Raw genomic sequence first — 10,035 nt, forward strand, 5'->3', positions numbered from 1 at the left:
AGCGTTCACGGTAGCACGGAAAAGCCCGCCGCGCATGTGACAGGGCGTATCGGGGCGGGCCATGGCGCCGCAGGGCCAGCCGCCTCGGGCATCATCCGCGCATGCACACCTGGATCGACACCCACTGCCATCTGGACGAGTTCGAGGCGCATGCCGGGCCCGCGCACCTGGCCCAGGTCCGCGCCGAGGCCGCGCGCGCCGGTGTCGCGCACTGCGTGCTGCCGGCGGTGGAGCTGGGCAACCTGGACGCCGTGCGCCGCCTGGCGCACCAGCATGGCGACAGCTACGCGCTCGGCATCCACCCGCTGTTCACCGGCCGCGCGGGCGATGGCGATGTGGACACGCTGGCCGGGGCGCTGCAGACCCACCACGCCGACCCGCGCCTGGTCGCCATCGGCGAGATCGGCCTCGATTACTTCGTGCCCACGCTGGACGGCCCGCGGCAGGAGCGCTTTTACCGGGCGCAACTGCAGCTGGCGCAGCGCTTCGACCTGCCGGTGATCCTGCACGTGCGGCGCTCGTCGGACAAGGTGCTCAAGGGCCTGCGCGAGCGGCCGGTGCGCGGCGGCATCGCCCATGCCTTCAACGGCAGCCTGCAGCAGGCCCAGGCGTTCATCGCCATGGGCTTCAAGCTCGGCTTCGGCGGGGCGGTCACGTTCGACCGCGCGCTGCAGCTGCGCCGGCTGGCGGCGGAGTTGCCGCTCGAATCGCTGGTGCTGGAGACCGATGCCCCCGACATTCCTCCGCATTGGCTCTACGTGACCGCCGCCCAGCGGGCCGCCGGCGCACCGCCCGCGCGCAATGCGCCGGGCGAGCTGCCCCGCATTGCCGAGGTGGTGGCCGGGCTGCGCGGCATGCCGGTGGCGGAGCTGGCACAGGCCACGCGGGCCAACGCCTGTGCGGCGCTGCCGCGTCTGGGGGCGCTGCTGGCGATCTGAGCCTTTTGGGCCGCCAGTGCAATTGGTACTAGGGCATGTTGCTATGATATTGATAGTAATCTGCTGCTTCGCCGTGCCCCCCGGCCCGGTCTCGCGACACCGCGGGGCCCGCCGATTCCCCGTTCCCCTCTTTTTCTCCCCAATGCCCCCCGATGATGGCCGCCATGGATTCCGCCTCCGATCCGCCTGAGCCCGGGTTCCCCCCGCCTTCCGGTCCGGTGCCGGCGGCGGCCCCGCGCCTTGTCGGGCTGGCGCCGGTCGTCTCGCCGCGCACCGTGGTGCTGGTGCTCGGCAGCTTTCCTGGCGCGGCCTCGCTGCGGGCAGGGCAGTACTACGGGCACCCGCAGAACCACTTCTGGCGCATCCTGCAGGCACTGTGGCCGCAGCCCGTGCTGCCCGGGCGGGACGACTACGCCGGTCGCTGCGCCTGGCTGCTGGACCGGGGCCTGGGCCTGTGGGACGTGTACGCCGCCTGCGAGCGCGAGGGCAGCCTGGACACCGACATCCGCAACGCCGTGGTGAACGATTTCCGGGCGCTGCGGGCGCAGTGCCCCCGCCTGGCCGCCATCGCCCACAATGGCGGGGAGAGCTTCCGGCACGCCAAGGCCGTGCGCGCCCACCTGGGGCTGCCGCCCGCGCTGCGGGAGGGCGGCGTGCAGTCCCTGCGGCTGCCTTCCACCAGCCCGGCCAACGCCTCGTGGAGCTTTGACAAGAAACTGAACGCCTGGGCTGCCGCCCTGGCCCCTTATGGATTGGTGTGACGATTTGACCCGCAAGAAAAACGACAGCGAAGCCCTGCCCGAGGTGAGCGTCTCCGACGATGGCGAGGTGCGCCACCTGCACCTGGGCACGCCGTGGATCCAGGGCTCCATGCGCGTGGCCGAGCCTTTTGAGCTCGAGCTGGAATACGTGCAGCGCATGATGGCCTGGCTGCTCTTCGTCGAGCCCGCCAGCGTCACCAAGCGCCATGCGATGCAGCTGGGCCTGGGGGCCGGCGCCCTCACCAAGTTCTGCCACAAGAAGCTGCGCATGTGCGCCACCGCCATCGAGCTCAATCCCCAGGTGCTGGCCGTGTGCCGTGCCTGGTTCAAGCTGCCGCCCGACGGCCCCAAGCTGCGCGTGATCCTGGGCGATGCCGCCGCGGAGATCCGCGACCCGATGTGGCTGGGCACGGTGGATGCCCTGCAGGTGGACCTGTACGACCACGACGCCGCCGCGCCAGTGCTCGACAGCGCCGCCTTCTATGCCGACTGCCGGGCGCTGCTGTCCGAGGACGGCGCCATGACCGTCAACCTGTTCGGCCGCGCCTCCAGCTACGAGCGCAGCCTGGGCAAGATGGCCGAGGCCTTCGGCGCCGACGCGCTGTGGGCCTTCAAGCCCACGCGCGAAGGCAACACCGTGGTGCTGGCGCAGCGCACGCCCACGCGGCCCAAGCGCGCCGACCTGCTCGCGCGCGCCGAGGCCGTGCAGGCCCGTTGGGACCTGCCGGCCACCAAGTGGGCGCGCGTTTTCAAGCCGGTGGCCGCATGACGCGGGCCGCTCCGGCCTTCCGCCGTGGTGCGTGCTGCTGCAGCCGCCGCACCGCTGCGCTCGCCCTTCCTCTCCTTTGAACGAGGCCCGCCCATGAGCACCGCCACCCCCACCGACACCCCGACGAAGCCCCCTGCCTATACCGGGCCGCTGGAGTGGCGCCGGCTGGTGGACTGGCTGCGGGCCGATGGCGTGATCTCGGCCGAGGAGGCCGCCCGCACCATCGCCCGCTGCTCGCAGGCCGAAAGCCGCCAGCACCCGCTGGTGCGCCTGGCCAACGTGGCCATGGCCCGCGCGAGCGATGGCCGCCCGCTCGATGCCGAGGCGCTCACGCAGTACCTGGCGCAGCGCAGCGGCCTGGCCTACCTGCGCATCGACCCGCTCAAGGTGGACGTGGGCCGCGTGGCTGACACCATGAGCGCCAGCTACGCCGAGCGCCACAAGGTGCTGCCCGTGCAGGTCACGCCCAAGGAGGTGGTGATCGCCACGGCCGAACCCTTCATCGACGACTGGGTGGCCGAGGTGGAGCGCCAGGCGCGCCGCTCGGTGCGCCGCGTGGTCGCCAACCCGCAGGACATCCAGCGCTTCACCGCCGAGTTCTTCGCGCTCGCCAAGTCGGTGCGCGCCGCGCAGAAGGCCGGCGGGGCCTCGGCGGGCAGCAGCTTCGAGCAACTGGTGGAACTGGGCAAGAGCAACAAGCAGCTCGATGCCAACGACCAGGGTGTGGTCAAGGTGGTGGACTGGCTGTGGCAGTACGCCTTCGACCAGCGCGCGAGCGACATCCACCTGGAGCCGCGCCGCGAGCAGGGCGTGATCCGCTTTCGCATCGACGGCGTGCTGCACCCGGTCTACCAGATGCCCATGGGCGTGCTCAACGCGATGGTCTCGCGCGTGAAGCTGCTCGGGCGCATGGATGTGGTGGAAAAGCGCCGCCCGCAGGACGGCCGCATCAAGACCCGCAACCCGCGCGGCGACGAGGTGGAAATGCGCCTGTCCACGCTGCCCACGGCCTTCGGCGAGAAGATGGTGATGCGCATCTTCGACCCCGACAACGCCGTCAAGGACCTGGACGCGCTGGGCTTCGCGCAGCACGACGCCACGCGCTGGGAGGCGCTGGTCAAGCGCCCGCACGGCATCATCCTGGTGACCGGGCCCACGGGCTCGGGCAAGACCACCACGCTGTACTCCACGCTCAAGCGCGTGGCGACCGAAGAGGTCAACGTGAGCACGGTGGAAGACCCGATCGAAATGATCGAGCCCAGCTTCAACCAGACCCAGGTGCAGCCGCAGCTCGACTTCAACTTCGCCGAGGGCCTGCGCGCGCTGATGCGGCAGGACCCGGACATCATCATGGTGGGCGAGATCCGCGACCTCGCCACCGCCGACATGGCCGTGCAGGCCGCGCTCACCGGCCACCTCGTGTTCAGCACGCTGCACACCAACGATGCGCCCAGCGCCGTCACGCGGCTCATGGAGCTGGGCGTGCCACCCTACCTCATCAACGCCACGCTGCTGGGCATCCTGGCGCAGCGGCTGGTGCGCACGCTGTGCAAGCAGTGCAAGCAAAAGGACGAGGCGGCCTCGGCCGAGGCGCTGGCCGCCGTGGTCAAGCCGTGGAAGCTCAACGGCGGGTACCACCCGTACAAGCCCGTGGGCTGCGTGGACTGCCGCATGACGGGCTTCCATGGCCGCATGGGCCTGTACGAGCTGCTCACCGTGAGCGAGGCGCTCAAGGACCGCATCAACCAGGCGCCCTCCATCGACGTGCTGCGCCGCCAGGCCGTGCAGGATGGCATGCGCCCGCTGCGCCTGGCCGGCGCGTTGCGCGTGGCCGAGGGCATCACCACGCTGGAAGAAGTGATGGCGGCCACGCCGCCGATGGAGTAGGCCGTGTCGCCGCGCGCGGCCCCCGGGGGGGGGCGGCTGCGCGCGCGTTGTCCGTGCCGTGCCGGGTCCTTCATCCACCGCCTGCGGATGCTCTGCCGCAGCGCGCCGGCGCGGCTTTTTCCGAGGCGCCACCCTGCGGTTTTCCCTAGGCGCTGGATAGGTGGAATCCACATCGATCCCGAGTGGACCGGACTGCACAATCGCCCGTCAAGTTCTTGTAAGGAGACGTTTTCGTGAAAATCAAGAGCCAGAAAGATTTCTTTTCGGGCCTCATGTTCATGGGTGTGGGCGTGGCCTTCGCGGTCGGTGCCTCCAACTACAACATCGGCAACGGCGCCCGCATGGGCCCCGGCTACTTCCCCCTGATCCTGGGCATCCTGCTCGCCATTCTTGGCGTGGCGATCACGTTCTACGCCACGGTGGTGGAGAGCGTGGATGGCGACAAGGTCGGCAAGTGGGCGTGGAAGCAGCTGTTCTTCATCCTGGCCTCGAACTTCGCGTTCGGCGTGCTGCTGGCGGGGCTGCCCTCGTTCGGCGTGCCGGCCATGGGGCTGATCGTCGCGATCTATGCGCTGGTGTTCATCGCCAGCCTGGCCGGCGACACCTTCAACGCCAAGGAAGTGTTTATTTTGGCCACCGTCCTCGCGGTGGGCAGCTACGTGGCTTTCGTGTGGGCGCTGAAGCTGCAGTTCCCTGTGTGGCCCAGTTTCATTTCGGGTTGAGCAGGAGCATCGAAGACCATGGAATTGTTTGACAACCTGGCGACCGGCTTCGGCGTCGCCTTCACGTTTCAGAACCTTATCTACTGCTTCATCGGCTGCCTGCTGGGCACGCTGATCGGCGTGCTGCCGGGCATCGGGCCCGTGGCCACCATCGCCATGCTGCTGCCCGCCACGTATGCGCTGCCCCCGGTGGCCGCGCTGATCATGCTGGCCGGCATCTACTACGGCGCGCAATACGGCGGATCGACCACCGCCATCCTGGTGAACCTGCCGGGCGAATCGTCCTCGGTGGTGACCGTGATCGACGGCTACCAGATGGCGCGCAAGGGCCGTGCGGGTCCCGCGCTGGCAGCCGCCGGCCTGGGCTCGTTCTTCGCCGGTTGCGTGGGCACGCTGATCCTGGCCGCCTTCGCGCCACCGCTGACCGAAGTCGCCTTCAAGTTCGGCCCCGCCGAATACTTCTCGCTGATGGTGCTGGGCCTGATCGGCGCCGTGGTGCTGGCCTCGGGCTCGCTGCTCAAGGCGGTCGCCATGATCGTGCTGGGCCTGCTGCTGGGCCTGGTGGGCACCGACGTGAACTCGGGCGTCGCCCGCTACAGCTTCGACATCCCTGAACTGACCGACGGCATCAACTTCGTCGTGATCGCCATGGGCGTGTTCGGCTACGGCGAAATCATCGCCAACCTGTCCAAGCCCGAGGACGATCGCGAGGTGTTCACCGCCAAGGTGCACGGCCTCATGCCGACCAAGGAAGACTTCAAGCGCATGATCCCCGCCGTGCTGCGCGGCACGGCCCTCGGCTCGGCCCTGGGCATCCTGCCCGGCGGCGGCGCGCTGCTGGCGGCCTTCGCGGCCTACACCATCGAAAAGAAGACCAAGCTGCAACCCGGCGAAGTTCCTTTCGGCAAGGGCAACATCCGCGGTGTGGCGGCCCCCGAGTCGGCCAACAACGCCGGCGCGCAGACCTCCTTCATCCCGCTGCTGACGCTGGGCATTCCGCCCAACGCCGTGATGGCGCTGATGGTGGGTGCCATGACGATCCACAACATCCAGCCTGGCCCCCAGGTGATGACGAGCAACCCCGAACTCTTCTGGGGCCTGATCGCCTCGATGTGGCTCGGCAACGCGATGCTGATCATCCTGAACCTGCCGCTGATCGGCCTGTGGATCAAGCTGCTGACCGTGCCTTACCGCTGGCTGTTCCCCTCCATCGTGCTGTTCTGCGCGGTGGGCGTGTACGGCACGAACAACAACACGTTCGACGTGTGGCTGGTCGGCATCTTCGGCTTCATCGGCTACCTGTTCCACAAGCTGGGCACCGAACCCGCGCCGCTGCTGCTCGGGTTCATCCTGGGCCCGATGATGGAAGAAAACCTGCGCCGCGCCCTGCTGCTGTCGCGCGGCGACTGGAGCGTGTTCGTCACGCGCCCCATCTCCGCCGGCCTGCTGGCTGCCGCCGTGCTGCTGCTCATCATCGTGCTGCTGCCAGCCGTGAAGAACAAGCGCGAGGAAGCCTTCGTCGAGGACTGACGTCCCGGCTGGGTACCCTTTCACGATTGAGAAAAACGGCACCTTTGGGTGCCGTTTTTCTTTGGGGGGCCTGTCGGGAGGAGGGTGCGAGGCTCAGGGCATGATTTCGGCATCGGTCAGCGGTGGACAGTCAGCGCACTCCGGCGGAATGTTCTCGAACACCACGTCGCGCCCTACACGCACCTTGTTCATGGGCGGGTTGAGGTACCAATACAACTGGCCGTTGATCCAGAGGTCCACTACATCACTGGTGCCCAACAGTGTTCTCGGCTCGACGCGATAAAGCCGAATCACGTGGGGATAACGCATGTCCATGTGCGTTAAACGTTGAAGCCAGGAGGCTTCGTAGTAGTCCAACCGGTACACACGGCGGGGGCTGTAGTGACTTCGATCGTAGGTTGGGGTAACGAAGTACCAGCCCCCGACGATCAAGGCAATCGCGAGAGCAGCCCGTTTTAGAAGAACCCGGTATTTTTTCTTCTCAGGGCATGATTTCGGCATCGGTCAGCGGCGGACAGTCAACGCACTCCGGCGGAATGTTCTCGAACACCACGTCGCGTCCTACGCGCACCTTGTTCATGGGCGGGTTGAGGTACCAATACAACTGGCCGTTGATCCAGAGGTCCACTACATCGCTTTCGCCCAGCAAAGTCTCTGGATGGATTTTGTACAAGCGAACCAATGAAGGAATTTTCATTTGGTGGTAGCGCAGGCGCTGTACCAGCGAAGCGTCGTAATACTCCAGTCGATAGACCTTGCGAGGACTGATGGAGATGCCTTTCAATGTTGGAGTGCATGCATACCAAAGCGCTGCTGTCGCTGCGGCACAGAGCACGGCCCAGGATGCCCATCGAAGGTATCGGTTCGAAAAATTTTTCATGGATCTCACCAAGAGATTTTTTGTGGAAAAGGGAGCCGCACTCGATGCACATCCGATAGCACCATAAAGTCGCCTCCTCTTTGATTTTTCGTGCGCCAGTTGCGAAAGTCCTTGTTCTGGACGATGTACTTGCGGTTCTGCACGGCCGCAGGTGGTTCGTCCACGACCACTTCCTGCAGAGGCACGCTCAACTGCGTGCGAACTCCACACTCCACACCACTGAAGCCCCAGCAGCCCAGCGGTTGAGAAATGAAAGATTTGCCGTCATTGAAATCGTAGGCATCGCGCAAATAGAAGCCCAGTTCATTGATGTCCACAGTCGCTTTACCTGGCCCCTGTGGGGTCACCAATCCAGACACCGCCACGTTGACCTGTGCCTCGCCCATTGCGCCGTAGAAGTCGTCCATCGGATCGCTCCATTGGCCAAACGCGAGGTAATTCACCTGGCAGGTGTCTTCAAGTATTTTGGCGGGTTGATTCAAGTCGCCAAAGCGCCAGCACTGTTGATTGCGTCCCCTGCTTTGCTTTTCAACACGGTCTTTCAGCTGTGCAATTCCGGCTGGACTCGACCATTTGGCTTGCAGGCTGGCCATCGCATTCTGGACGCGTGCGAATCCCAAAGCCCACGCCATAGTGACGGCGGTCGCCTCCAATTGCGCCGGGCTCAATTGACTCAGCCGATAGGGCGCTCGGCTTTCTTTCATTTCCTGAGGCATCGCGAAGGCCGTACCGTTGAACCACCGCTCCATCAACGCCGCCGCCACCGGCCACCCCAAGCGCGAGCGCATCACCGATGGAATGTCCCGCAACTGGAACAGGCGGGTGGCATATTGCGGCGCATTCTTGCGCCCGAGCACGGACCGCAGGGCTTCCTGCGGCGCCTTCAGAAGATCGACCATTGACCCTGACTCCCTTTGTTTTTCAGTCACGCTGAGGCTTGCGTGAACGGGGCGGATTATGGCGAAAAAAATGGCTTAATTCCCCGGGATTCGCTGTATGAGTTGGTTGCATTGCGTAACCGTTCAGCAAATGATCGTGGTGCTTCGCGGAGCCATCCCGCACCGCCCGCAATGCCGCCGCAAAGCACCGCGACTTCGCCGGTATCGCCGATCGCGGGGCGGGCCGCGCACAGGGCCGATGGCTGTGCGGCCACCTGCATGCGACACTGAATGAATGCGCACCCGGCCAACGCACCGGGCTGCCCAACCCGCCGAATCCATGCAGCAGTCCACACCCCCCGATACCGCGCGCTCCACGGCCCCTGCCGTCGAAGCGTCCGCTTCCGTTCCAGTGCAGCCCTCGGGGCCTTTGCCCGCGCCGAATGCCGGCGTGGCCGCCGGCATGGCGCTCGCCCTGGTCGGCGCCATCGCCTTCAGCGGCAAGGCCATCATCGTCAAGCTGGCCTATCGCCACGGCGTGGACGCGGTCACGCTCATCATGTACCGCATGCTTTTCGCGCTGCCGATCTTCGCGGCCATGGCGTGGTGGGCCAGCCGGGGCAAGGCGCCGCTCACGCGCCGCGACTGGGCGGGCGTGGCGTGGCTGGGGTTCACGGGCTACTACCTGGCGAGCTTTCTCGACTTCGCCGGGCTGGCGTACATCAGCGCCAGCCTGGAGCGGCTGATCCTGTACCTCAACCCGACCCTGGTGGTGGTGCTGGGCTGGGTGCTGTATCGCCGCAGCATCCGCTGGGGGCAGATGCTGGGCATGGCGATCAGTTACTGCGGCGTGGTGCTGGTGTTCGGGCACGAGGCGGGCCTGCAGGGCGCGTACGTGGCCTGGGGGGTGCTGCTGGTGTTCCTGTCGGCCGTGAGCTATGCGGTCTATCTGGTGTACAGCGGCGAGATGGTCAAGCGCATCGGCTCGCTGCGCCTGGTGGGCCTGGCGACCACGGTGGCGTGCGTGTGCTGCCTGCTGCAGTTCGCGGTGCTGCGGCCGCTGGGCGCGGCGGTGGTGGCGCCCGAGGTGCTGTGGCTGTCGTTGCTGAACGCCACGCTGTGCACGGCGGTGCCGGTGCTGCTGGTGATGATGGCCATCGAGCGCGTGGGCGCGGGCCTGGCCGCGCAGGCCGGCATGGTGGGGCCCCTGTCCACGATCCTGATGGGGGTGTGGCTGCTGGACGAGCCGTTCACGCTGTGGGTGGCGTCGGGTACGGCGCTGGTGCTCACGGGCATCTTCGTCTTCACCCGCATGGCGGCGCGCAAGCCCGCGGGCTGACGTCCTGCGGAGCCGGTGCATGGCGCCGCGCATTCCCCTTGCCCGGCGCTGGCGCGTCGCGCTTCGTATCATGGTCCTTTGATCGCTGGCGCACCGGAAGCAGGGCGCCTTCGGTGCCTCTTGGTGTGATTCGCAACGGGCTGGACGACCGGCCGTGAAAGGAGACTATGGACCTGGGTATTGCCGGTAAATGGGCGTTGGTGTGCGGCGCCAGCAAGGGATTGGGGTATGGCTGCGCCGAGGCGCTGGTGCGCGAGGGCGTGAACGTGGTGATCAACGCCCGCAACGCCGAGGCGCTGGACCAGGCCGCGGCGCAGTTGCTGGCCGCGGC

At 66.8% G+C, this 10,035-nt stretch carries 11 protein-coding genes; 8 read left to right on the forward strand and 3 right to left on the reverse strand.

Annotated elements, in window-relative coordinates; all coding sequences use genetic code 11:
- The first annotated feature begins 101 nt into the window (after positions 1-101).
- From AC27KI_RS14220 to AC27KI_RS14245, 6 genes are all read left to right on the forward strand, one after another.
- A complete protein-coding gene (locus tag AC27KI_RS14220) occupies positions 102-938 on the forward strand; it encodes a TatD family hydrolase (RefSeq protein WP_284405158.1) in 837 nt (278 codons plus the stop codon).
- Between the two features lie 164 nt (positions 939-1,102).
- Positions 1,103-1,699, forward strand: a complete 597-nt coding sequence (locus AC27KI_RS14225; protein WP_487114386.1) for a DNA-deoxyinosine glycosylase — start codon at positions 1,103-1,105, stop codon at positions 1,697-1,699.
- The gene (locus AC27KI_RS14230) at positions 1,686-2,468 is read left to right on the forward strand and encodes a class I SAM-dependent methyltransferase (RefSeq protein ID WP_372588158.1); all 783 of its coding nucleotides are present in this window, start codon (positions 1,686-1,688) and stop codon (positions 2,466-2,468) included. The genes AC27KI_RS14225 and AC27KI_RS14230 overlap by 14 nt, the downstream gene beginning before the upstream one ends.
- 93 nt (positions 2,469-2,561) lie before the next feature.
- Complete coding sequence (tfpB, locus tag AC27KI_RS14235; RefSeq protein ID WP_284429960.1) at positions 2,562-4,355, forward strand: type IV pilus assembly ATPase TfpB; 1,794 nt, start codon at positions 2,562-2,564, stop codon at positions 4,353-4,355.
- A gap of 233 nt (positions 4,356-4,588) precedes the next feature.
- The gene (locus AC27KI_RS14240; protein WP_284429961.1) at positions 4,589-5,077 is read left to right on the forward strand and encodes a tripartite tricarboxylate transporter TctB family protein; all 489 of its coding nucleotides are present in this window, start codon (positions 4,589-4,591) and stop codon (positions 5,075-5,077) included.
- 18 nt (positions 5,078-5,095) lie between these two features.
- Entirely contained in the window at positions 5,096-6,607 is a 1,512-nt protein-coding gene (locus AC27KI_RS14245; protein ID WP_284396834.1) for a tripartite tricarboxylate transporter permease, read from the forward strand.
- A 93-nt stretch (positions 6,608-6,700) separates the two neighbouring features.
- On the opposite strand, the gene AC27KI_RS14250 is transcribed toward AC27KI_RS14245, so the two are convergent.
- From AC27KI_RS14250 to AC27KI_RS14260, 3 genes are all read right to left on the reverse strand, one after another.
- Complete coding sequence (locus tag AC27KI_RS14250) at positions 6,701-6,916, reverse strand: hypothetical protein (protein WP_487089999.1); 216 nt, start codon at positions 6,914-6,916, stop codon at positions 6,701-6,703.
- 172 nt (positions 6,917-7,088) lie between these two features.
- The gene (locus AC27KI_RS14255) at positions 7,089-7,487 is read right to left on the reverse strand and encodes a hypothetical protein (protein ID WP_487114387.1); all 399 of its coding nucleotides are present in this window, start codon (positions 7,485-7,487) and stop codon (positions 7,089-7,091) included.
- A 5-nt stretch (positions 7,488-7,492) separates the two neighbouring features.
- A complete protein-coding gene (locus AC27KI_RS14260; RefSeq protein WP_487114388.1) occupies positions 7,493-8,386 on the reverse strand; it encodes a DUF6402 family protein in 894 nt (297 codons plus the stop codon).
- A 442-nt stretch (positions 8,387-8,828) separates the two neighbouring features.
- Between AC27KI_RS14260 and AC27KI_RS14265 the strand changes: the two genes are divergently transcribed.
- Positions 8,829-9,704, forward strand: a complete 876-nt coding sequence (locus AC27KI_RS14265; protein ID WP_272569612.1) for a DMT family transporter — start codon at positions 8,829-8,831, stop codon at positions 9,702-9,704.
- 167 nt (positions 9,705-9,871) lie between these two features.
- Positions 9,872-10,035 (forward strand): SDR family NAD(P)-dependent oxidoreductase (locus AC27KI_RS14270; RefSeq protein WP_487091024.1); only part of this gene is annotated, 164 nt, incomplete at its 3' end.

It is taken from the genome of Acidovorax sp. KPB24-03, from assembly GCF_057546605.1.

Bases quoted from the DNA above. Each gene is read 5' to 3' on its own strand.
- AC27KI_RS14220 (WP_284405158.1), top strand. From the start codon at position 102: ATGCACACCTGGATCGACACCCACTGCCATCTGGACGAGTTCGAGGCG.
- AC27KI_RS14225 (WP_487114386.1), top strand. From the start codon at position 1,103: ATGGATTCCGCCTCCGATCCGCCTGAGCCCGGGTTCCCCCCGCCTTCC.
- AC27KI_RS14230 (WP_372588158.1), top strand. From the start codon at position 1,686: ATGGATTGGTGTGACGATTTGACCCGCAAGAAAAACGACAGCGAAGCC.
- tfpB (WP_284429960.1), top strand. From the start codon at position 2,562: ATGAGCACCGCCACCCCCACCGACACCCCGACGAAGCCCCCTGCCTAT.
- AC27KI_RS14245 (WP_284396834.1), top strand. From the start codon at position 5,096: ATGGAATTGTTTGACAACCTGGCGACCGGCTTCGGCGTCGCCTTCACG.
- AC27KI_RS14250 (WP_487089999.1), bottom strand. From the start codon at position 6,916: ATGCGTTATCCCCACGTGATTCGGCTTTATCGCGTCGAGCCGAGAACA.
- AC27KI_RS14255 (WP_487114387.1), bottom strand. From the start codon at position 7,487: ATGAAAAATTTTTCGAACCGATACCTTCGATGGGCATCCTGGGCCGTG.
- AC27KI_RS14260 (WP_487114388.1), bottom strand. From the start codon at position 8,386: ATGGTCGATCTTCTGAAGGCGCCGCAGGAAGCCCTGCGGTCCGTGCTC.
- AC27KI_RS14265 (WP_272569612.1), top strand. From the start codon at position 8,829: ATGGCGCTCGCCCTGGTCGGCGCCATCGCCTTCAGCGGCAAGGCCATC.